The sequence below is a fragment of the Actinomadura luzonensis genome (assembly GCF_022664455.2).
GTDB lineage: Bacteria > Actinomycetota > Actinomycetes > Streptosporangiales > Streptosporangiaceae > Nonomuraea > Nonomuraea luzonensis.
The window spans coordinates 4,872,989-4,894,309 of the sequence record NZ_JAKRKC020000001.1 but is presented as its reverse complement, the minus strand read 5'-3'; the positions used below and the strand labels follow the sequence as shown (position 1 = coordinate 4,894,309).

Annotated in this window: 20 protein-coding genes; 15 read left to right on the top strand and 5 right to left on the bottom strand. The window is 72.0% G+C overall.

All coding sequences use genetic code 11. From position 1 onward, the window contains the following. The first annotated feature begins 88 nt into the window (after positions 1-88). From MF672_RS23270 to MF672_RS23205, 14 genes are all read left to right on the top strand, one after another. Positions 89-493, top strand: a complete 405-nt coding sequence (locus MF672_RS23270) for a DUF948 domain-containing protein (protein ID WP_242371397.1) — start codon at positions 89-91, stop codon at positions 491-493. Continuing rightward, positions 490-723, top strand: a complete 234-nt coding sequence (locus MF672_RS23265) for a hypothetical protein (protein WP_242371398.1) — start codon at positions 490-492, stop codon at positions 721-723. Before MF672_RS23270 ends, MF672_RS23265 begins: the two co-directional genes overlap by 4 nt. Before the next feature lie 45 nt (positions 724-768). Next, a complete protein-coding gene (alaS, locus tag MF672_RS23260; protein WP_242371400.1) occupies positions 769-3,441 on the top strand; it encodes an alanine--tRNA ligase in 2,673 nt (890 codons plus the stop codon). 1 nt (position 3,442) lies between these two features. Then, positions 3,443-3,922, top strand: a complete 480-nt coding sequence (gene ruvX / locus MF672_RS23255) for a Holliday junction resolvase RuvX (protein WP_242371402.1) — start codon at positions 3,443-3,445, stop codon at positions 3,920-3,922. Positions 3,923-5,159: 1,237 nt separating this feature from the next. Beyond that, positions 5,160-6,182, top strand: coding sequence for an endolytic transglycosylase MltG (mltG, locus tag MF672_RS23250; protein WP_242371404.1), 1,023 nt, complete (start codon positions 5,160-5,162; stop codon positions 6,180-6,182). Positions 6,183-6,393: 211 nt separating this feature from the next. Beyond that, positions 6,394-7,551: an endolytic transglycosylase MltG gene (gene mltG, locus MF672_RS23245; RefSeq protein WP_242371406.1), complete on the top strand. Its 1,158-nt coding sequence runs from the start codon at positions 6,394-6,396 to the stop codon at positions 7,549-7,551. Between the two features lie 147 nt (positions 7,552-7,698). Further along, the gene (locus MF672_RS23240) at positions 7,699-8,577 is read left to right on the top strand and encodes a shikimate dehydrogenase (RefSeq protein ID WP_242371408.1); all 879 of its coding nucleotides are present in this window, start codon (positions 7,699-7,701) and stop codon (positions 8,575-8,577) included. Between the two features lie 310 nt (positions 8,578-8,887). Continuing rightward, positions 8,888-9,499: a translation initiation factor IF-3 gene (infC, locus tag MF672_RS23235; protein ID WP_328517127.1), complete on the top strand. Its 612-nt coding sequence runs from the start codon at positions 8,888-8,890 to the stop codon at positions 9,497-9,499. Positions 9,500-9,625: 126 nt separating this feature from the next. Then, on the top strand, positions 9,626-9,820 hold the full coding sequence (gene rpmI / locus MF672_RS23230) for a 50S ribosomal protein L35 (protein ID WP_242371412.1): 195 nt from the start codon (positions 9,626-9,628) through the stop codon (positions 9,818-9,820). A 24-nt stretch (positions 9,821-9,844) separates the two neighbouring features. Continuing rightward, entirely contained in the window at positions 9,845-10,228 is a 384-nt protein-coding gene (gene rplT, locus MF672_RS23225; protein WP_020547116.1) for a 50S ribosomal protein L20, read from the top strand. 76 nt (positions 10,229-10,304) lie between these two features. After that, on the top strand, positions 10,305-11,108 hold the full coding sequence (locus MF672_RS23220) for a TrmH family RNA methyltransferase (RefSeq protein ID WP_242371414.1): 804 nt from the start codon (positions 10,305-10,307) through the stop codon (positions 11,106-11,108). A gap of 50 nt (positions 11,109-11,158) precedes the next feature. Beyond that, positions 11,159-12,253 carry a sensor histidine kinase gene (locus MF672_RS23215; protein WP_242371416.1) on the top strand — a complete coding sequence of 365 codons (1,095 nt, stop codon included), beginning with the start codon at positions 11,159-11,161 and terminating at the stop codon, positions 12,251-12,253. A 152-nt stretch (positions 12,254-12,405) separates the two neighbouring features. Beyond that, positions 12,406-13,446 carry a phenylalanine--tRNA ligase subunit alpha gene (pheS, locus tag MF672_RS23210; protein ID WP_242371509.1) on the top strand — a complete coding sequence of 347 codons (1,041 nt, stop codon included), beginning with the start codon at positions 12,406-12,408 and terminating at the stop codon, positions 13,444-13,446. Continuing rightward, positions 13,446-16,001 (top strand): phenylalanine--tRNA ligase subunit beta, encoded by a 2,556-nt coding sequence (locus tag MF672_RS23205; protein ID WP_242371418.1) that lies wholly within the window; start codon positions 13,446-13,448, stop codon positions 15,999-16,001. The genes pheS and MF672_RS23205 overlap by 1 nt, the downstream gene beginning before the upstream one ends. A gap of 37 nt (positions 16,002-16,038) precedes the next feature. Here MF672_RS23205 and MF672_RS23200 read toward each other — a convergent pair whose 3' ends face one another. After that, the gene (locus MF672_RS23200) at positions 16,039-16,653 is read right to left on the bottom strand and encodes a Uma2 family endonuclease (RefSeq protein ID WP_242371420.1); all 615 of its coding nucleotides are present in this window, start codon (positions 16,651-16,653) and stop codon (positions 16,039-16,041) included. Between the two features lie 78 nt (positions 16,654-16,731). Here MF672_RS23200 and MF672_RS23195 point away from each other — a divergent pair, with 78 nt between their 5' ends. Further along, on the top strand, positions 16,732-16,965 hold the full coding sequence (locus MF672_RS23195; RefSeq protein WP_242371421.1) for a hypothetical protein: 234 nt from the start codon (positions 16,732-16,734) through the stop codon (positions 16,963-16,965). Positions 16,966-17,018: 53 nt separating this feature from the next. Here the strand turns inward: MF672_RS23195 and MF672_RS23190 are convergent, their stop codons facing one another. The 4 genes from MF672_RS23190 to MF672_RS23175 form a co-directional block, all read right to left on the bottom strand. Continuing rightward, on the bottom strand, positions 17,019-18,272 hold the full coding sequence (locus MF672_RS23190; protein ID WP_242371424.1) for an MFS transporter: 1,254 nt from the start codon (positions 18,270-18,272) through the stop codon (positions 17,019-17,021). A 159-nt stretch (positions 18,273-18,431) separates the two neighbouring features. Then, entirely contained in the window at positions 18,432-18,791 is a 360-nt protein-coding gene (locus tag MF672_RS23185) for a nuclear transport factor 2 family protein (protein ID WP_242371426.1), read from the bottom strand. Positions 18,792-18,823: 32 nt separating this feature from the next. Next, on the bottom strand, positions 18,824-19,231 hold the full coding sequence (locus MF672_RS23180; RefSeq protein ID WP_242371428.1) for a hypothetical protein: 408 nt from the start codon (positions 19,229-19,231) through the stop codon (positions 18,824-18,826). Positions 19,232-19,427: 196 nt separating this feature from the next. Continuing rightward, a complete protein-coding gene (locus MF672_RS23175; protein ID WP_242371430.1) occupies positions 19,428-21,098 on the bottom strand; it encodes a class I adenylate-forming enzyme family protein in 1,671 nt (556 codons plus the stop codon). Positions 21,099-21,321 lie beyond the last annotated feature (223 nt).

The following is a 21,321-nucleotide window of genomic DNA, read 5'->3' as shown; positions in this document are numbered from 1 at the left end:
ACACCGGCCGCGCTCACCTCACCAACCTTGTCGGCGGGACGCGATAGGGTCTTGCCGTTCCGGCCCAGCGCAAAAGGGAGATGAGCGGATGCTAACCGCTGGAGAGGTCGCCGGGCTGATCGCTGCCACGGGCTGGATTGTCCTGGTCTGCGTTCTGGCCATGGTGCTCGTCAAGCTCGCCCGGCTGCTCAAGGAGACCACCAAGGCGGTCGCCGACCTGAACAACCGCCTGACGCCGCTGCTCGACGACGTCAGCGTCACCGTCAACGAGACCAACCGGCAGCTCATGGCCGTCGAGGCCATCGCCAAGGACGTCAAGCAGGTCAGCGGGCACGCGGCGCGGCTCAGCGCGGTCACCGACACGATGCTCACCGGCCCGCTGATCAAGGTGTCGTCGCTGAGCTTCGGCGTGCGCCGCGCGATCGAGGCCCGCCGCCCCGCCTCCGGGGCGGTGCGGCGCAGGCGCGGGCGGCCGAGAGGGGTCGTCAAGTGATCCGCCGGCTGTTCTACCTGTCGCTCGGCGCGTTCCTCGCCTTCTGGGTGATGCGCCGGCTCCAGGCGCTGCACCCCGACCACGTCGCCCGCCGCACCGCCGCCGGCGCGGCGGGCATGCTCCAGCGGGTGAGAGACTTTACCTCGGACGCGCTCGGCGAGGCCGCGGCGCGCGAAACCGAGTTGCGGGCGCGCTTCGGGCTCGACCAGGCTGAAGACACCACCCGCTGATTCGTCCCGACACGAAACGACTGACTAACGCAAAGGATGGCCACCATGGAGTCGGCAGAGATCGCCCGCCGCTTCCTGCGCTTCTTCGAGGAGCGTGGGCACAAGGTAGTGCCCTCGGCCAGCCTGATCGCTGAGGACCCCACGCTTCTCCTGGTTCCTGCCGGTATGGTGCCGTTCAAGCCGTACTTCCTGGGGCAGCGTAAGCCTCCGGCGTCCCGGCTGGCCACCGCGCAGAAGTGCGTGCGCACCCCCGACATCGACGAGGTCGGCAAGACCACCAGGCACGCGACGTTCTTCCAGATGCTCGGCAACTTCTCCTTCGGCGACTACTTCAAGTCCGAGGTGATCCCGTTCGCGTGGGAGCTGCTGACGCGCTCGGAGTCCGACGGCGGCTTCGGCTTCCCCGAGGACAAGCTGTGGGCGACGGTCTACCTCGAGGACGACGAGGCGTACGAGGTCTGGCGCAACAAGGTCGGCCTGCCGGAGAGCCGCATCCAGCGCCGCGGCCTGGAGGACAACTACTGGCACATGGGCGTGCCCGGCCCCGGCGGCCCCTGCTCGGAGATCTACTACGACCGCGGCCCCGAGTACGGCAAGGAGGGCGGCCCCGTCGCCGACGAGGACCGCTACCTCGAGGTCTGGAACCTCGTCTTCATGCAGTACCAGCTCAGCGCGGTCCGCTCGAAGGTCGACTTCGACGTCGCGGGCGAGCTGCCCGCCAAGAACATCGACACCGGCATGGGCCTGGAGCGCATGGCGGCGATCCTGCAGGGCGTCGACAACATCTACGAGATCGACACCACGTACAAGATCCTCGACAAGGCGGCCGAGCTCACCAAGACCCGCTACGGGCGCGACCACCGCTCCGACGTCAGCCTGCGGGTCGTCGCCGACCACGTGCGCACCGGCACCATGCTGGTGGCCGACGGCGTGCTGCCCGGCAACGAGGGCCGCGGCTACGTCCTGCGCCGCATCCTGCGCCGCTCCGTGCGCAACCTGCGCCTGCTCGGCTCCGGCGACGAGCGCTACATGCACGAGCTCACCGACGTCGCGATCAACGTCATGGGCGAGCAGTACCCCGAGCTGCGGGTCGACGCGCCGCAGATCCACGCGGTCATCGACGCGGAGGAGGCGAGCTTCCTCGGCACGCTGCGCACCGGCACCGCGATCTTCGACGTCGCGGTCGAGGAGACCAAGCGCAAGTCCGGCACCACCATCTCCGGCGACCAGGCGTTCCAGCTTCACGACACCTACGGCTTCCCGATCGACCTCACCCTGGAGATGGCCTCCGAGCAGGGGCTCAAGGTCGACGAGGAGGGCTTCCGCCGGCTCATGAAAGAGCAGCGGCAGCGGGCCAAGGCCGACGCCGCGGCGAAGAAGACCGGCAACGCCGACATCTCGGTGTTCGGTCAGGTGCTGGAGGCGGCGGGCAAGGTCGAGTTCCTCGGCTACGACCAGACCGAGGCCGACACCAGCGTCGTCGGCATCCTGGTCGACGGCGCGTCCGTCCCGGCGGCGGGCGCGGGCAGCACGGTCGAGGTCGTGCTCGCGCGCACCCCGTTCTACGCCGAGGGCGGCGGCCAGCTCGCCGACCAGGGCGTCATCCGCACCGGCGGCGCGGAGGTGGAGATCACCGACGTGCAGCAGCCGCTCGCCGGGCTCATCGTGCACCGCGGCAAGGTCCGCAGCGGCGAGCTGCGGGTCGGCGACGAGGCCCAGGCGGAGATCGACATCGAGCGCCGCCGCGCGATCTCGCGCAGCCACAGCGCCACCCACCTCGTCCACCGCGGCTTCAAGAACGCGCTCGGCGAGACGGCGGCGCAGGCCGGCTCGGAGAACTCGCCCGGCCGCTTCCGCTTCGACTTCACCGCGGCGGGCGCGGTGCCGCCCAGCGTGCTGCGCGACGTCGAGGACGAGGTCAACGCGGTGCTCATCAACGACCTCAAGGTCAACGCCTTCTACACCACGCAGGCGGAGGCGCGCGCGATGGGCGCCCTCGCGATGTTCGGCGAGAAGTACGGCGACGAGGTCCGCGTGGTCGAGATCGGCGAATACTCGCGCGAGCTCTGCGGCGGCACCCACGTGCACAGCTCCGGCCAGCTCGGCCTGGTCAAGGTGCTCGGCGAGCAGTCGGTCGGCGCGGGCGTGCGCCGCGTGGAGGCGCTGGTCGGCATCGACGCCTTCCGCTTCCTGGCGCGCGAGAGCGTGCTGGTCGCCCAGCTCAGCGAGCAGCTCAAGGCGCGCCGCGAGGAGCTGCCCGAGCGCATCGAGGGCATCGTGACCCGGCTGCGCACCGCCGAGAAGGAGCTGGAGAAGCTGCGCTCGGCGCAGGTCCTGGCGGTGGCCGGCGAGCTGGTGGCGCAGGCGCGCGACCAGCAGGGCGTCTCCGTCGTGACACACCGCGCGCCTGATGGCACCGGCGCCGATGATCTGCGTAAGCTCGCGCTTGATGTGCGTGGCAGGTTCCCGTCCGACAGGCCGGCGGTCGTCGTGATCGCCGGTGTCCCCTCCGACCGGCCGGTGGTGGTTGCCGCGGTCAACGAGGCGGGGCGCGAGCGGGGGCTCAAGGCCGGGCAACTGGTCGGCGTCGCCGCCAAGGCGCTTGGGGGTGGCGGTGGCGGCAAGGACGATGTCGCGCAGGGCGGTGGCACGCGGCCGGAGGCGATCGGCGAGGCGTTGCGCCTGGTCGACCAGGCCATCGCAGGGCAGCTCGGCTGACATGAGGTTCGGTTCGCGGATCGGCGTGGACGTCGGCTCCGTACGCGTCGGCGTGGCCCGCAGCGACCCCGCGGGGATGCTGGCCACGCCGGTCGAGACCGTCCGGCGGGGCAAGGGCGACCTCGACCGCATCGCCGAGATCGTCGCCGAGCACGAGGCCATCGAGGTCGTGGTCGGCCTGCCCCGGTCGCTGTCCGGGCGCGAGGGGCAGGCGGCCGAGCTGGCGCGCGCCTACGCGGCGCGGCTCGCCGCCCGGCTCGCCCCGACCCCGGTGCGGCTGTTCGACGAGCGCCTGACCACCGTCGCCGCCCAGCACGGGCTGCGGGCCAGCGGCGTCAAGGCCAAGAAGCAGCGGGGCGTCGTCGACCAGGCGGCGGCCGTCGTGCTGCTGCAGGACGCGCTCGACTCCGAACGCGCCACCGACAGACCACCAGGCAGGCCCGTCGAACCGCCTCAGGCGGCCGACGGACCTGCCCAATGAGCCGGCGGCTCACGGGGCGGGGGCACACGGCCGGCGCCGGGGTGGTGGCGCCGTGAACGAGACGCCGAACGGCCTGCCCGGAGGCGACGGGGGCGACGAGGCCGGAGACCTGATCCCGTTCCAGCCGTCCGACGACGAGGCCGGGGACCTGATCCCGTTCCAGCCGTCCGACGACGAGCTCACCGGCGGCACCGGCCCGGACGAGCCGGCCGCGACGGCTTCGCCTGGGGCGGCCGGGTCGGCTTCGTCGTCAGCAGCCGGGGTGGTTCCGCCGGAGCCGGCCGCGGGAGCGGCACGGGGCGGGGCTTCGCCTGGCGCGGCTGGGCGCGGTGCGCCCGGGAGGGCTGCGGCCGACGCCGGGTCGGCGGGGCACGCTTCGACTCGGGAGGCGTCGGCCCTGCCTGGCCGCGCCTCTGACCGGGTGCGCGGACCGGGCGGCCACGCCTCCGACGGCCGTGACCTCCAGCACCAGGGCGGGCAGCCGGCGGCGGCCCGCAGCCAGGACGGCGGCTCCGAGCGAGCCGGCCGGGACGGGGCCGCGTCGCATGGAGCCCATGACGAGGGCCCCGTGGTCGGCGAGCCCGACGGCGGCGGCACCCCGGCCTCCGGCGGGCAGGGCGACGAAGCGGTCCTCGACGGACAGGGCGGAGCGACCTTCGACGGGCAGAGCGACGGAGCGGCGGCCAGCGGACCCCACGGCGACTCGGTGTCGGACGGGCAGGGCGTCCGTCCGGTTTCAGGCGGGCAGAGCGACGGCGCGGCAGCCAGCGGACCCCACGGCGACTCGGTGTCCGACGGGCAGGGCGTCGGTCCGGTTTCAGGCGGGCAGGGCGACGGAGCGGCGGGCAGCGGGTCCGACGGCGGTCCGGGCCCGGACGGGCAGGGCGTCGGGCCGGTTTCAGGCGGGCAGGGCGTGGGTGCGGGCGGCGGTGGGGCCGACGGCGGTTCGGGGCGCGACGCGCGAAGAGGCGTGGCGGCGGACGGCGGGCCCGGAAGCGGGTCGGTGTCCGGTACACGATGGGGCGTGGCGGCGGACGGCGGGGCCGGAAGCGGGTCGGTGTCCGGTACGCGATGGGGCGTGGCGGCGGACGGCGGGGCCGAAAGCGGGTCGGTGTCCGGTACGCCCGGGGGTGAGCCGGTGAGCAGCGAGGACGGCGGTGGTCCGGCGTCCGGTGGGGGGCCGGGGGCCGGCGCCGGTGGAGCTTCGCCGGGTGGGGCGGGGGAGCGGCGGCGGGCGGTGCGGAAGGTCGGGCTGGTGGCCGGGGGATTGGCGGCCGTGCTGGTCGCGGCCGGCGTCGGCGCGATCGTCGTGCTGCGGCCGTACCTCAGCCCCGCCGACTTCGACGGCAAGGGCGAGGGCGCGGTGACGGTGCGGATCGCGCCGGGCTCCAGCGCGCAGGCCATCGGGTCGGCGCTGGCCGAGGCCGGGGTGGTGGCGAGCGCCCAGTCGTTCGTGCGCGAGGCCCAGGACCGGGCGGTCGCCGAGCGGCTGCGTCCCGGGAACTACCGGCTGCGCAAGGGCATGGCCGCGGCCGCCGCGCTGGACCTGCTGCTCGACCCCGCCTCCCGGCTGGTCAAGCGGGTGACGGTGCCGGAGGGCATGCGCACGTCCGAGGTGCTGGCGCGCGTGGCCAAGCTGTCCGGACTGCCGCTGAAGGAGCTGCAGTCGGTGGACAAGGCGCTGGTCGGCCTGCCCTCGTACGCGCCGGGCCTGGAGGGTTTCCTGTTCCCGGCCACGTACGAGATCGAGCCGTCCGACACCGCCGTGGACGTGCTGGCCGCCATGGTGGAGCGCTTCGGCGCCGAGGCGTCCAAGCTCAGCCTGGCCGAGCAGGCCGCCAAGGTGCACCTGACGCCGCTGGAGGCCGTCACGGTGGCCAGCGTGATCGAGGCCGAGGGCGGCACCTATGCGGACTACCCCAAGATCGCCAGAGTCATCTACAACCGGCTCCAGCGGGGCACCTCGCTGGAGCTCGACAGCACCGTCCTGTATGCGCAGAACCGCCGGACGTTGAAGGTGACCGAGAACGACACCAAGGTCGACTCTCCGTACAACACCTATCGCCGCAAGGGACTGCCGCCCGCCCCCATCTCCAATCCCGGAGAGAAGGCGCTGGTGGCGGCTCTCAACCCGGCCAAGGGCGATTGGCACTGGTTTGTGACGACGGATCCGGCGCATAGAATCACCAAATTCACCAACAAAGAGAGCGAGTTCGTGAGATACCGGGAAGAGTTGAACAAGAACCTCGGGACGAGCTGATGTTCGACGGGACCCCCTCCGTTCCCGCACAGAAGCCCCCCAACGGGGCAGGCGTCCTCTTTCCGTCCCTTAGCATGGCTACCCAGTGTGATCTCCGCTGGTCGTGGGAACATGTCCTGCGGATCCCCCAGTTCCGCTCGGCTACGCCTGCCGGTTGGGCACAACAGCTTGACGCCCGACCGGCCGTACCGGGAGATTGGCCTGCGAACCTATGAGCGATCTCGATCTGAACACGCTGCTCGGCGCCGAGGACGACGAAGGTCAGTCCCGTCGCCGCGCCCGCGGCGGGCGCGGCGGCCGCAGGCGCCGCCGCCGTCGCAACCGGGGCGGCTTCATCGCGCCGCTGCTCGCCTTCGTCGTGCTGGCCGGCATCATCGGCGGCGGCGGCTACTTCGGCTACATGTGGCTCAATGACGCTCTCGTGCCCGACGACTACACCGGTCAGGGCACCGGAGAGGTGGTCATCGAGATCCAGGAGGGCCAGAGCGCCTCCGAGGTGGCCGAGGAGCTGGAACGGCAAGGCGTCGTCAAGAGCGCCAGGGCGTTCACCAACGCCATCGGCAACGCCAACAAGAGCGGCTCGCTGCAGCCGGGCTCGTACAAGATGCGCAAGCAGATGTCGGCCGCGGCCGCCGTCGACGCGCTCACGCCCACGAACAAGCTGCTCGCCAGGGTGACGCTCCCCGAGGGGCTGCGGCTCAGCGACACCCTCGCCCGGCTCGCCGAGCAGACCGGCAAACCGGCCAAGGAGTTCCAGACCGCGGCCAAGCAGACCGGCGACCTCGACCTGCCGGCGTACGCCAAGGGCAAGCTGGAGGGGTACGTCTTCCCCGCCACCTACGACTTCCAGCCGAAGACCACGCCCGAGCAGATGCTGGCGGCCATGGTCGACCGCTTCAACGAGACCGCCGACCGGGTCGACCTGGAGGGCGGCGCCAAGGCGCTCGGGCACAAGCCGCAGGAGATCGTGGTCATCGCCAGCATCATCCAGGCCGAGGCCGGCCGCGCCGAGGACATGCCGAAGATCGCCCGCGTGATCTACAACCGGCTGGAGCACAACCCGCCGATGAACCTGTCGATGGACAGCACGGTGATGTACGCGCTCGGCAAGTACCGCACCTACGCGACGCACGCCGAGCTGGAGACCAAGTCGCCGTACAACACGTACAAGTTCGCGGGGCTGCCCCCGGGGCCGATCTCCAACCCCGGCGACCACGCCATCGAGGCCGCGCTCAACCCGGCGAAGGGCTCGTGGCTGTACTTCGTGGCCACCGACCCGAAGAGCAAGGTCACCAAGTTCGCCACCACCGAGGCCGAGCGGCAGGCGTTGCTCGCCGAGTGCGCCAGGAACGGCGGCTGCGGCGGCTGACCCCGGCCCGGCCTATCCCTTTCGTGCGCTGTCCCTTACGTGTGATGACCGCCCACCCGCGCCGACGGCGCGCGGGTGGGCGGCGTCGTACGGGAGGCCGGCGGGCCCGCGATAAGGTCGTCGTGTTCGTGAGGGGAAGGAGCGCGGATGCGAGCCGCCGTCCTGGGGTCGCCGATCGCCCACTCGCTCTCGCCGTACCTGCACCGGGCCGCCTACCGCGCGATGGGGCTGGCCGGGTGGAGCTACGAGGCGTTCGAGTGCGACGAGGCGCGCCTGCCGGCGCTGCTGCGCGAGCTGACCCCGGCCCGGCAGGGCCCCGTCACGCGGGCCCCCGCCGACGAGCCGGGAACGGGCGGCGTCTGGGCCGGGCTGTCGCTGACGATGCCGCTCAAGCGGGCCGTGCTCCCCCTGCTCGACACCGTCTCCGGGGTGGCCGTCGAGGTGGGCGGCGCGAACACGGTGGTGTTCCGCGACGGCGGCCGGCACGGCGACAACACCGACGTCCACGGCATCGAGCGGGCGCTGGCCGAGGCCGGCGTGCCCGCCCCGCGCTCGGCCACCGTGCTGGGCGGCGGCGCGACGGCCGCCTCCGCGCTGGCGGCGCTGCGCAACCTCGGCCTGCACGCGGCCACCCTCCTGGTACGCGACCCGGCCCGGGCGGGCGGCACCGTCGAGGTGGCCGAGCGGCTGGGCGTGGCGCTGGCCGTCGAGACGTTCGACAAGCTCGACGCCTCCATCAGGGTCGACCTGGTGGTCTCCACGCTGCCGGGCGGGGCGGCCGACGTCCTCGCCGACCGGCTGGCGGGCGTGCCCGCGCTGTTCGACGTGGTCTACTCGCCCTGGCCGACCAGGGCGGCCGCGGCCGTCGCGGCGGCCGGCGGCACGGTCGTCGGTGGCTTCGCGATGCTGCTGCACCAGGCGGTGCGCCAGGTGGAGCTGATGACCGGGCGCACCGGCGTGCCCGTGGAGGCGATGCGCGCCGCCGGCGAGGCCGAGATCCGCCGGCGGGCGGCGGCCCTGGCCTGACGCCGGCGACGCAAGGCCGACGCCGGCTTCTTGCCAAGAATCCTTGCCCGGCGGGAAGATTCGAGCCAGCCGGACGGTTGTGGTAATGTAGCTCTCTGATCGGTCCGGCATGTTTTGCTGGACGCGCAAGCGGAGGTCTCCCTCCCACCCGGGTCGCCGGAAGGCGGCCGGGTCCAGGATCACGCCGGACTACTCCGGGGAGCTCAAGGCCACGAAAGCCGAAGAGCTCAGTGGCCCCGCATGCGCGACGTGCGGGGCTTTTCGCGTTAGGGGTAACGCGTGGAGCTTTCGGCACGACGAGCACGTAGGGATCGCAAACCTAGGAGGCCCCATCAGCACTGAGCCCCGCATCAACGAGCGTATCCGAGTTCCCGAGGTTCGCCTCGTGGGCCCGAACGGCGAGCAGGTCGGCATCGTCTCCATTCACGATGCCCTGAAGCTCGCCCAGGAGGCCGACCTCGACCTGGTCGAGGTCGCGGCCACGGCTCGACCGCCCGTGTGCAAGCTCATGGACTACGGCAAGTTCAAGTACGAGTCCGCAATGAAGGCGCGCGAGGCGCGCAAGAATCAGGCGCACACGATCATCAAGGAGATCAAGCTCCGGCCGAAGATCGACCCGCACGACTACGAGACCAAGAAGGGTCACGTGGTGCGGTTCCTCAAGGCGGGGGACAAGGTCAAAGTCACGATCATGTTCCGTGGACGCGAGCAGTCCCGCCCGGAGCTCGGCTTCCGGCTGCTGCAGCGGCTCGCGGACGACGTCCAGGAGCTCGGCTTCGTGGAGTCCCACGCCAAGCAGGACGGCCGTAACATGATCATGGTGATCGGTCCGCACAAGAAGAAGGCTGAGGCCAAGGCCGAGAAGGCCGCAGCCAAGGCCCAGCGTGGCGGCGACGAGGAGACTTCCCCACAGGAAGCCTGACCTCCGGTTGGGGTTAGCCTTACAGAGCACCCCGAGCCAGCCACCGGCAGACGAAAGACGCCGCGACCGGGTCGGCCGACCACCGGCCCGGCCACCGGCACGACCGAAACGAGGAGAGACGGCGACATGCCGAAGATGAAGACGCACAGCGGTGCGAAGAAGCGGTTCCGGCTCACCGGCACCGGCAAGATCAAGCGTCGCCGTGCCAGCCGCGCGCACTACAACGAGTGGAAGTCGTCCACGCTGACGCGCCGTCTCAAGAACGAGGTCGTTGTTTCCGACGCCGACACCAAGAAGATCAAGAAGCTGCTCGCTAAGTAGCGCGATTCCCCGGGGAGATTAGACATGGCACGCGTGAAGCGGGCGCTCAACGCCAAGAAGAAGCGCAGGGTCGTCCTCGAAAGGGCCAGCGGCTACCGTGGCCAGCGGTCGCGGCTGTACCGCAAGGCCAAGGAGCAGATGCTCCACTCGATGACCTACGCCTACCGTGACCGCAAGGACCGCAAGGGCGCCTTCCGCCGCCTGTGGATCCAGCGGATCAACGCGGCGGCCCGGCAGAACGGCATGACCTACAACCGCCTGATCCAGGGTCTGCGCCTGGCCGGCATCGAGGTCGACCGCAAGATCCTCGCCGATCTCGCGGTGAACGACGGCCAGACCTTCGCCACGCTCGTCGAGGCCGCCAAGAAGGCGCTGCCGGCGAACGTGAACGCGCCGGCCGCGAGCTGACGCGCCGAGCTCTTTCGTGGGGGCCCACCGTGCACGGTGGGCCCTTTGTCGTACCCGAACGATCCAGGGGGAACGCATGGCCGGGTCCGAGCTGACCAACGTGAGGTCGCCGCGGGTGAAGGCCGCGAGGCGGCTCACCAAGCGCGCCTTCCGCGAGCAGGACCGCAGGTTCCTGGCCGAGGGCCCGCAGGCGGTCCGTGAGGCGCTGCGGCTGCCGGAGGTCACCCTGGAGCTGTTCACCACGGCCGAGGCCGAGCTGCGCCACCCCGAGCTGGTCGCCGAGGCCGCGGCCCAGGACGTGCCGGTGCACCGGGCCAGCGGCGAGGTCATGGCCGAGCTGACGCAGACCGTCACCCCGCAGGGCCTGGTCGCGGTCTGCCGGCTGGTGCACGTGCCGCTGGAGCGGGCGTTGCCGGCCGAGCCGAAGCTGGTCGCGGTGCTCGCCCACGTCCGCGACCCGGGCAACGCCGGCACCGTGATGCGGGCGGCCGACGCCGCCGGGGCCGACGCCGTGGTGCTGACCGACGCCTCCGTGGACCCGTACAACGGCAAGTGCGTGCGGGCCAGCGCGGGAAGCCTTTTTCATCTGCCCGTCGTCGTCGGTGCACCCGCCGGCCCCTCCGTGCGTCAACTCAAGGAGCGAGGCTTGCGCGTGCTCGCGGCCGACGGCGCGGGCAAGCACACGCTCGACGACGTCGACCTGTCGGGACCCACCGCGTGGATCTTCGGCAACGAGGCCTGGGGGTTGCCGGAGGAGATACTCGCCGAAGCGGATGATGTGGTCAGAGTGCCCATCTACGGACAGGCTGAAAGCCTCAACCTGGCCACCGCGGCGGCGGTATGCCTTTACTCCTCGGCCAGGGCTCAGCGAGTGCCCTAGGCGGCCGGAAACCCGCTATTGTCGGCGTTGTAGGCGGAGGAGGCGAGGTCGTGCACGGCGCAGAGACCGACGGGCAGGTGGTGGCCGCCGCGTGCACGATCGCCATCGACGACCTCCCCGACGGCCTCATCGTGACCGACCGATATGGCTGCGTGCAGGCCGTCAACCGCGCCGCCGCCCGCCTCACCGGCGTCCGCATGGAGCGCGCGGTCGGCCGGCACATGAGCGACGTCTTCCCCTTCCGCGACCACGACGGCCGCGACTGGTGGAAGGCGCTCGACCCCGAGGGCGGCCTGCCCACCCGGGTCCGGGTGCCCGAGCGGCCGCTGCACCTGCCCGGCGGGCAGGAGCTGTACGTCGCCGCCCGGCTCGTCCGCGAGCCCGAGCGCGGCGGCGAGGTCGAGCGGGTCGCGATCACCCTGCGCGACGGCGGCGCCCGCGCCCGGCTCGAACGCAGCCGCGCCGACCTCGTCTCGACCGTCGCCCACGAGCTGCGCTCGCCGCTCACCAGCGTCAAGGGCTTCACCGCCACGCTGCTGGCCAAGTGGAGCCGCTTCACCGACGAGCAGAAGCGCGTGATGCTGGAGACCGTCAACAACGACGCCGACCGCGTCACCCGGCTCATCACCGAGCTGCTCGACGTCTCCCGCATCGAGTCCGGCCGGCTGGAGGTGCGCCGCCAAGTCGTCGACCTGCCCGCCCGCGCCCGCCGCATCATCGACGGCCGCGTCGCGGCCGGCGAGCCCGAGGACCGCTTCCGGCTGCTCGTCCACGACGACCTGCCGGAGATGTGGCTCGACCAGGACAAAATCGACCAGATTCTGAGTAACCTGGTAGAAAACGCGCTGCGCCACGGGCGCGGCACTGTCACCATGGAGATCGAGTCCGTCGGATGGGGAGTCGCCGTGTCGGTCCGCGATGAGGGCGAGGGCATCGAGCCCGAGCTGGCCCCGCGCGTCTTCCGGCAGTTCTGGCGGGGCGGCAACAGCCGTCGCCGCGGCGGCACCGGGCTCGGCCTGTTCATCGTGAAGGGCCTGGTCGAGGCGCACGGCGGCACGATCGTCGTGCAGCGGGCGCCCGAGGGCGGGGCGGAGTTCCGATTTACCGTGCCCACCGGCACGCCCGACTTCGCCGCCTCTGTCTGACAGCTCTGTCCGACGGGCCCGGCGGAGGATTCGGGGCCGGTGGGCGGAGCCCACTAGACTTCTTTCCGCTCAAGCCCTGGATACGGAGCTCACTCTTGTCTGACTACGACCCCGTCGAGGTGACACCGCTGCATGCCGACGAGGTGTCGCGCATGGAGGCCGACGCCATCGCGGCCATCAAGGCGGCCGACAGCCTCGACGCACTCAAGCAGGCCAGGCTGGCGCACGCGGGCGACCGTTCGCCCATCGCCCTGGCCAACCGCGAGATCGGCGCGCTGCCGCCGGCCGCCCGCGCCGAGGCGGGCAAGCGCGTCGGCGGCGCGCGCAGGACGATCAACGAGGCGCTGGCCGCGCGCCAGGCCGAGCTGGAGGCCGAGCGCGACGCGCGGGTCCTCGTCGAGGAGACCGTCGACGTCACGCTGCCGTGGGACCGCCGGCCGCGCGGCGCCCGCCACCCGCTCACCACGCTGCAGGAGCGCATCGCCGACGCGTTCGTCGCCATGGGCTACGAGGTGGCGGAGGGGCCCGAGCTCGAAGGCGAGTGGTTCAACTTCGACGCGCTCAACATCGCCAAGGACCACCCGGCCCGCTCCGACCACGACACCTTCTTCGTCGGCTCCACCGACTCCGGCATGGTGCTGCGCACCCAGACCTCGCCGGTGCAGGTCCGCGCGCTGCTCCAGCGCGAGCTGCCGGTGTACGTGATCTCGCCGGGCAAGACGTTCCGCACCGACGAGCTCGACGCCACCCACACCCCGGTCTTCCACCAGACCGAGGGCCTGGCCGTCGACGAGGGCCTGACGATGGCCCACCTCAAGGGCACGCTCGACCGGTTCGCCGAGGTCATGTTCGGCAAGGGCATCACCACCCGGTTCCGGCCGAACTACTTCCCGTTCACCGAGCCGTCCGCCGAGATGGACCTCAAGTGCTTCGTCTGCCGCGGCGCCTCGGCGATCCCCGGCAACCCGCCCTGCCGCACCTGCAAGTCCGAGGGCTGGATCGAGTGGGGCGGCTGCGGCATGGTCAACCCGCGGGTGCTCATCGCCTGCGGCGTCGACCCCTCGCGCTACTCCGGGTTCGCCTTCGGCATGGGCATCGAGCGGACCCTCATGTTCCGGCACAACGCCGAGGACATGCGTGACATGGTCGAAGGAGACGTGCGCTTCACGCTCCCGTTCGGAATGGAGATCTGATGAAGGTCCCGCTCTCCTGGCTGCGGGAGCATGTCGATCTCCCGGCGGTCACCGCCCACGAGGTGGCCGACAAGCTCACCGCCGCCGGGCTCAAGCTGGAGGCCATCACCTCGCACGGCCACGACGTCAAGAACGTCGTGGTCGGCCAGGTGCTGGAGATCGAGGAGCTCACCGGCTTCAAGAAGCCGATCAGGCACTGCAAGGTCGAGACCGGCGAGGCCGAGCCGCGGATGATCGTCTGCGGCGCCACGAACTTCGCCGCGGGCGACCGCGTGCCGGTCGTCCTGCCCGGCGGCGTGCTGCCCGGCGGGTTCGAGGTCGGGGCGCGCAAGACGTACGGGCGGATGTCCGAGGGCATGATCTGCTCCGAGCGCGAGCTCGGGCTGAGCGACGACCACGGCGGCATCATGGTGCTGCCCGCCGACACCCCGGTCGGCGCGGACGTGGTCGAACTGCTCGGCCTGCGCGACGACGTGATCGAGCTGGAGATCACCCCCGACATCGGCTACGCGCTGTCGATCCGCGGCGTGGCGCGTGAGGCGGCCACCGCGTTCGGGGTGGCCTTCCGCGACCCCGCCGACGTCGAGCTGCCCGCCGAGACCGGGCCGGCCTGGCCGGCCTCGATCGCCGACGAGAGCGCCTGCGACCGGTTCGTGCTGCGCGAGGTCACCGGCTTCGACCCCGGCGCGCCGAGCCCGCTGTGGATGCGCACCCGCCTGTCGCGGGCCGGCATGCGCCCGGTGTCGCTGGCCGTCGACGTCACCAACTACCTGATGCTGGAGCTCGGGCAGCCGCTGCACGCCTTCGACCGCGACAAGCTGCGGGGCGAGATCGTCGTGCGCCGGGCGCGGCCGGGCGAGCGGCTGGAGACGCTCGACCACGTGGTGCGCGAGCTCGACCCCGACGACATCCTCATCACCGACGAGTCCGGCCCGATCTCGATGGCGGGCACCATGGGCGGGCTGGAGACCGAGATCTCCGGCTCCTCCACCGACATCGTCATCGAGGCCGCGCACTTCTCCGCCACCGGCATCTCCCGCGAGTCGCGGCGGCACGGCCTGGTGTCGGAGGCGTCCAAGCGGTTCGAGCGCGGCGTCGACCGCGAGCTGCCGCTCGTCGCGTCCTGGAAGGCCGTGCGCCTGCTGGCCGAGCTGGGCGGGGCCGAGATCCGGCCCGGGGTCACGCACGCCGAGGCACAGGTGTCGCCGGCGCGCATCGCGATCCCGGCCGGCTACCCGGGGCGGGTCGCCGGCGTCGCGTACGCCAAGGAGACCGTGGTCGCCCGGCTGGAGCAGGTCGGCTGCGTCGTCACCGACGGCGACGACCCCGCGGTGCGCGAGGGCGGCGTCGACCCGACCGGCGTGGTGACCGGCGGCGCGCTGGCCGCCCGGCTGGCCGTCACCGGCGACGACATGATCACCGTCACGCCGCCGTCCTGGCGTCCCGACCTCACCGACCCCAACGACCTCGCCGAAGAGGTCATCCGGCTGGAGGGGTACGAGAACCTGCCGTCGGTGCTGCCGAGCGCCCCCGCCGGGGCCGGGCTCACCGAGGGGCAGCGGCTGCGCCGGCGGGCCGGCCGGGCGCTCGCCGAGGGCGGCTACGTCGAGGTGCTGAGCTACCCGTTCGTCAGCCCCGACGACTTCGACCGGCTGCTGCTGCCGCAGGAGGACGCCCGGCGCGTCGCCATGCGGCTGGCCAACCCGCTGTCGGAGGACGAGCCGCTGATGCGCACCACGCTGCTGCCGGGGCTGCTGAAGACCCTGGTGCGCAACGCCGGGCGCGGCTTCGCCGACGTGGCGCTGTTCGAGACCGGCCCGGTCTACCGGCCGCGGCCGGGCGCGCCCGAGGCCGCGCCGGTGCTCGGCGTCGAGCGGCGGCCGAGCGCGGAGGAGCTGGCCTCGATCGAGGCGGCGCTGCCCGACCAGCCGGTGCGGGTCGCCGTGGTGCTGGCCGGCGAGTTCGAGCGCTCCGGCTGGTGGGGCAAGGGCCGCGAGGCGTCCTGGGCCGACGCCGTGCAGGCCGCGCGCCTCGTGGCGGCCGAGGCCCGGGTGGAGCTGTCCATCAGCGCCGACCAGCACGAGCCGTGGCATCCCGGCCGGTGCGCCGCCCTGTACGTGGGCGACACGCTGGTGGGGCACGCCGGTGAGCTGCACCCGCGGGTCGTCGAGGCGTACGGGCTGCCGCCGCGCACGGCGGCCATGGAGCTGGAGCTGACCCGCCTGGAGCAGGCCATGCCGGGGCCGGTGCAGGCGCCGGCGGTGTCGGCGTATCCGGTGGCGACGCAGGACGTGGCGCTGATCGTGCCCGACTTCACGCCGGTCGCCGACGTCGAGGCGGCGCTGCGCGACGGGGCGGGCGAGCTGCTGGAGTCGATCCGGCTGTTCGACGTGTACGCCGGGGAGCAGGTGGGCGAGGGGAACAAGTCGCTCGCCTACACGATGCGCTTCCGCGCGCCGGACCGCACGCTGACGGCGGAGGAGACGACGGCGGCCCGCGACGCGGCGGTCGCCCTGGCCGCCGACCGGGTCGGCGCCCAGCTCCGCAGCTCCTGACCTGCGCTGAAGGGGGGCCGGGTGTGCCGGCCCCCCTTCAGCGTGTGCGGCTGCGGTAGAGCGTGGTGAGATCGATGTCGACGTCGAAGGGGACGGACACCTTCAACCGGTCGTGATGCGCGCCGGTGATCACGTAGGACTTCTTCACCGGCTCCAGTTCGTAGGCGAAGACGACGGGCTTGCCGTTGACCTCTTCGATCAGCCAGAAGTGCGGGATGCCCGCCTCGGCGTAGAGCACCGGCTTGCGGACGCGGTCGCGGACCTCGGAATCGGGCGAGACCACCTCGGCGACGAGCACGACGTCACCGGCCTCGAAGCAGGTGACCTCGCCGTCGATCTGGGCCCCGGGCCCCACGACGAAGAGATCAGGCTCGGGGCGTTGCCGCGGAGCCAGCTTGACGCTCATCTCCTGGATCACCTCGTGACCTGGCGGCAGGAACTCTTCGAGCTCGATGTGCAGCCGGTGGACGACGCAGTGATGGAAGTGCCGCTGGGGGTCCACGAAGACCAAGCTTCCATCGATCAACTCTGTGTGCGCAGGCAGATCCGGAAGGTGATCGAGGTCTTCGGCGAGGTAGCCCCGGGCGGGCGGGAAGATCCACTCGGGCAGTGAGGGAGACGTCATCCCCACGGTCACCGCTTCGGCAGTCATGGGCGCAACGCTACCAATGTAATCTCCTCACGCTGCGTGAAAGGCCATATACGCTGCCGGGCTGCGAGAATGGACGCCATGACGCAGCTGCTGGTGTTCGGGGCGCGGGAGGACGCCGAGGAGGTGGCCGGGACGCTGGGGGAGTGGTTCCCCGGGCTCGGGGTGCCGCGGGTGGTGCGCGAGACGCTGGCCGGGGAGGACGACGCCGAGGACGCCCAGTGGCTGGTCGTCGTCGAGGGGCTCGACCAGGCGGCGCTCGGCAAGGTGGACGAGCTGGCCGAGCGGTACGACGGGTGGCGCGAGACGGGCTGACCCCGGCGCAGCGGGCGGGCGGCCGGTGTGGTGTGCGGGCCGTCTCGTGGGGGTCAGCTGGTCGCTTCGGCGGCGGCCTCGCGGCGGTCGCGCTCGGCGAGGGCGTGCTCGTCGGTGCGGGCGTCGTAGCGGCGCAACTGCGGCAGCGCGGCGGCCAGGGCCATGACGGCGCCCACGCAGAGCACGCCGCCGGAGCCCAGCGAGAAGCGGGCGCCGCCCAGGTCGCCCATGAGGCCGGCGCGCGTGTTGCCCAGCATCGGGCCGCTGGCGTAGGACAGCAGCTCGATGCCGGCCAGCCGCCCGCGCAGCTCGCGCGGGATCGTCTGGTTCCACATGGTCGAGCGGAAGATGCCGCTGATCATGTCGGCCGCGCCGGCCAGCGCGATGCACAGGACGACGAGCCAGAGGTCCGGGGCGAGCGCGGCGAGGGCCATGGCCGCGCCCCACGACGCCGCCGCGATGATCACGCCGAGGCCGTGGCGGTGCACGCGGGCGGCCCACGCCCCCGTGAGCGAGGCGGCCAGCGCGCCGACCGCGCCCGCCGAGTACAGCAGCCCGAGCGCCTGCGGCGCGTCCAGCTCCTCGGCCAGGAACGGGAACAGCGCCGTCGCCATGGCGAACACCATGGCCGCGATGTCCACCAGGTACGTCCCCATGAGGTCGCGCCGGCCGGTCGCGTACCGCACGCCCTCGACCAGCGAACGCAGCGAGGCGGGCGCGGCGTCGTCGCCGGGCGGCAGCGACCTGATCCGCCACAGCAGCGCCAGCGAGGCCACGAACGTCAGCGCGTCCACCCCGTACGCCGCCGCGGGCCCGGCCGAGGTCACCAGCAGGCCGCCGAGCGCCGGGGCGACGATGGCGCCGAAGTTCCAGCGCAGGCTGGACAGCACGGCCGCCGCCCCCTGCTGCTCGTGCTTGACGATCTGCTGGAAGACCGCCTCCATGCTGGGCCGCTGGAGGGAGGCGATGCCGGTGGACAGCGCGCCCACCACGTAGAGCACCCAGATCTGGGGGTTCGGCAGCAGGGCGTTGAGCATGAGGAGCAGCGAGGTGACCAGCAGGCCCAGCTCGCCGAACACGATGATCTTGCGGCGGTCGACGGCGTCGGCGAGGGCGCCGCCCCACAGGCCGCACACCACCATCGGCACGAACTCCGCGAGGCTGACCAGGCCGACCGCCGCGTAGGAGCCGGTGAGCTGCTTCATCTGGTACGGCACCGCCACCGTGGAGATGAAGGTGCCGAACATCGTGATGACCCCGGAGGCGAACATCAGCCGGTAGTCGCGCGAATCGCGCAACGGGCTCATATCGATGCGAACGTGACGAAAAAGGCGTTTAGCAAGGTCGGGCACGAACTCACATTGTGCGGGGCGCACTCGGGCCGTCGCAAACCGTTTTCGCACGCCAAGCCGCGAGGGCCCCGGGGTCGGCGTGTCCCCGGGGCCCTCGCGGCGCGGGCAGGCCCTTCAGGCGGCCGGGACCTTGTCGAGGAAGCCCAGCACCCTGCGGATGCGGCCGTCCTCGGCCAGCTCCACCACGTCGAAGCCGACCGCGACCGGCTCGCCGCCCGCCGGCCCGAGGTGCCAGGTGAAGCGGGCCAGGTGGTGGTGGGCGTCGTACACCTCGCCCGGGGTGAACACCAGGCCGGGGAACATGCCCTGCGCGCCCTCGATCACCGCGGCGATGCCGGCGTGCCCGGCGACGTCGGCCAGCGGGTCGGTGTAGGTGGCGTCCTCGGTCCACAGCTCGGCCACGGCCTTGGCGCGGGCGTCGGCGTCGGTCTCGTTCCAGGCGGCGACGTAGCGCTCGACCAGGGTGCCGGTCATGACAATCTCTCCTTCGGAAGAAAGCGGACGGGTCAGTTGGCGCGGGCCTTGCGCAGGCCCATGATCTGCAGCTCGGCGAAGGCGGCCACGGCCAGGGCCTGGGCGATCGCCCAGATCGCGCCCACGGTGGTGAGGCCCAGGGCGCCGGTCACCACGGCGGCGACGCTGCCGAGCGTCCAGGCGATGTTCATGGCGATCACGATCCTGGGGCCGGGCGTCCCGGGGTCGCGGCGGGCGGCCAGCAGGCCGACGGCCACGCCGTAGCCGAGGAGGAACGCGCCGATCCCGCGCAGCAGGCCCGCCTCCGCGCCGAGCAGGTCGCCGGCGGGGCCGGCGAGGACGAGGTAGAGCAGGCCGTTGCCGCCGGTGACGACGGAGTCGGCGGTCAGCGCGAGCCGCAGGAACCTGGCTTTGTCGGCGGTGACGGTGACGGCGGTCATATCGGGCCCTCCTTGGGTGTTCTGCCTTGCGACACCTCGAACGATGTCAGCCACGGGGTAGGGGCCGCGATTACGCGTCAGGTAAGCGAAGGTGCGGACAGGCGGGGTGACCTGGGAGGACACCGGCGCAATTCATTCTCGGGGAACGGCGAACGGCCGCGTCCGGGGAGGGACGCGGCCGTTCGGGAGGCAGCGGTCAGGACTCGGCGGTGCCCAGGACCTCGCGGCGGAGGCGGGTCTTGAGGATCTTGCCGCCGGGGTTGCGGGGCAGCTCGCCCGCACGGAACCAGACGTGCACCGGGATCTTGAACTTGGCCAGCCGCCCGGCCAGGAACTCCTGCAGCCCGGCCTTGGTGGCCGTCGCGCCCGGCTTGAGCCGGACGACGGCGCCGACCTCCTCGCCCAGCTCGTCGTGCGGCACGCCGATCACCGCGGCGTCGTCCACCGCCGGGTGCTCGAACAGGGCCGCCTCCACCTCGGCGCAGTACACGTTCTCGCCGCCGCGGATGACCATGTCCTTGGCGCGGTCCACGATGTAGACGAAGCCGTCCTCGTCGATCCTGGCCAGGTCGCCGGTGTGCACCCAGCCGTTCACGAAGGTCTCGGCCGTGGCCTCGGGCTTGTTCCAGTAGCCGAGGATGACGTTGGGGCCGCGCAGGCACAGCTCGCCGACCTCGCCGGGGGCGAGCTCGGCGCCCATGGGGTCCACGACGCGCACGTCCACGACGGGGACGGGCAGGCCGATGCTGTCCGGCTTGGCCCGGTAGTCGGCGCCGCCGTTGCCGATGGCCAGGGCGCTGGTCTCGGTCATGCCGTAGCCGTTGGAGGGGGCGCGGTCGGGCAGGCTCTCGGTGATGCGCTCCAGCAGCTTGGGCGGGGCGGGCGCGCCGCCGTAGCCGAGGGTGACCAGCGAGGACAGGTCGTACTTGCCGAAGTCGGGGTGCGACATGAGCTGCCAGGCGTTGGTCGGCACGCCGATCATGCCGGTGACCCGCTCCCGCTCGATGAGGCGCAGCGCCTGCTCGGGGTCCCACTTGTACATGAGCACCAGGCCGCCGCCGCTGAACATCGTCGCGGTCATGGCCGAGAAGCAGCCGGTGACGTGGAACAGCGGCACGGTCAGCAGCGTGACGCGGCGGGCGCCGGCCGCCGCGCCGGGGTCCTTGCCGGCCATGGTGGCGGCGCGCATCATGCCGTACGCGACCGTCATGGGGGCCTGGCCGATGTTGCGGTGGCTGCCGAGCGCGCCCTTGGGGTTGCCGGTGGTGCCGGAGGTGTAGAAGATCGTCGCCGGGTCGTCGGGCGACAGCTCCACCTCGGGCAGCGTCACGTCGGCCGTGATCTCGCCCAGGACCTCGGCGAACGTCCGCGCTCCGCCGGTGGCCGCGCCCCTGACGACGATCATCGGCACGCCGGTGGCGGCCAGCCGCTCGGCCCGCTCGGCGTCGGCGATGAGCACCTTCGCGCCGGAGTCGCTCACGCCGTAGGCCAGCTCGGCCTCCGTCCACCAGGCGTTCAGCGGCACGGCGACGGCCCCGGCGGCCAGCGCGGCGGAGAACGCGATCACCCATTCGGGGTAGTTGCGCATGGCCACGGCCACGCGGTCGCCCTTGCGCACGCCGTAGTCGTCCACGAGGCGGTTGGCCAGCGTCGCGGCACGGCGGAAGTGGTCCTCGTAGGTGATGTGCTCGTCCTCGTAGACCAGGAAGAGCTTCTCGCCGTGGAACCGGCTCATCTCCAGCAGCGCGCGGTAACTGGCGGGTGCGTGCTTCCACGTGCGTACCCCGGTGTCGCCTATCTCCTCCATCTCGAAGAGCTGGCCGGGGCCGGTGAGCTGGGCCTGAGCCTGGGCGTGCGTAAGGGACATGTGCAGAACGCTCCCCGCATCTGGACGATTATTCTGGATAAATCACAGTACCGACCGGTCAGTACGTTGCGCTAGAGTTACACGGCTCATGAAACTTTCATGGCTACGCCGATACTTTCGCTGCCCTAGCTGCTGCTTTGGCCGCCGGTGAGCCCTGGCATTGACCCTCCTCTGGCATGTCAATACCGTCTGCGATGCGATCCAAGAGGGATCGAAACTTTCG

Bases quoted from the DNA above. Each gene is read 5' to 3' on its own strand.
- MF672_RS23180 (WP_242371428.1), bottom strand. From the start codon at position 19,231: ATGACCGCCGTCACCGTCACCGCCGACAAAGCCAGGTTCCTGCGGCTC.
- MF672_RS23240 (WP_242371408.1), top strand. From the start codon at position 7,699: ATGCGAGCCGCCGTCCTGGGGTCGCCGATCGCCCACTCGCTCTCGCCG.
- MF672_RS23205 (WP_242371418.1), top strand. From the start codon at position 13,446: ATGAAGGTCCCGCTCTCCTGGCTGCGGGAGCATGTCGATCTCCCGGCG.
- MF672_RS23220 (WP_242371414.1), top strand. From the start codon at position 10,305: ATGGCCGGGTCCGAGCTGACCAACGTGAGGTCGCCGCGGGTGAAGGCC.
- pheS (WP_242371509.1), top strand. From the start codon at position 12,406: ATGGAGGCCGACGCCATCGCGGCCATCAAGGCGGCCGACAGCCTCGAC.
- MF672_RS23270 (WP_242371397.1), top strand. From the start codon at position 89: ATGCTAACCGCTGGAGAGGTCGCCGGGCTGATCGCTGCCACGGGCTGG.
- mltG (WP_242371406.1), top strand. From the start codon at position 6,394: ATGAGCGATCTCGATCTGAACACGCTGCTCGGCGCCGAGGACGACGAA.
- ruvX (WP_242371402.1), top strand. From the start codon at position 3,443: ATGAGGTTCGGTTCGCGGATCGGCGTGGACGTCGGCTCCGTACGCGTC.
- MF672_RS23195 (WP_242371421.1), top strand. From the start codon at position 16,732: ATGACGCAGCTGCTGGTGTTCGGGGCGCGGGAGGACGCCGAGGAGGTG.
- rplT (WP_020547116.1), top strand. From the start codon at position 9,845: ATGGCACGCGTGAAGCGGGCGCTCAACGCCAAGAAGAAGCGCAGGGTC.
- MF672_RS23185 (WP_242371426.1), bottom strand. From the start codon at position 18,791: ATGACCGGCACCCTGGTCGAGCGCTACGTCGCCGCCTGGAACGAGACC.
- MF672_RS23175 (WP_242371430.1), bottom strand. From the start codon at position 21,098: ATGTCCCTTACGCACGCCCAGGCTCAGGCCCAGCTCACCGGCCCCGGC.
- MF672_RS23200 (WP_242371420.1), bottom strand. From the start codon at position 16,653: ATGACTGCCGAAGCGGTGACCGTGGGGATGACGTCTCCCTCACTGCCC.
- alaS (WP_242371400.1), top strand. From the start codon at position 769: ATGGAGTCGGCAGAGATCGCCCGCCGCTTCCTGCGCTTCTTCGAGGAG.
- MF672_RS23190 (WP_242371424.1), bottom strand. From the start codon at position 18,272: ATGAGCCCGTTGCGCGATTCGCGCGACTACCGGCTGATGTTCGCCTCC.
- rpmI (WP_242371412.1), top strand. From the start codon at position 9,626: ATGCCGAAGATGAAGACGCACAGCGGTGCGAAGAAGCGGTTCCGGCTC.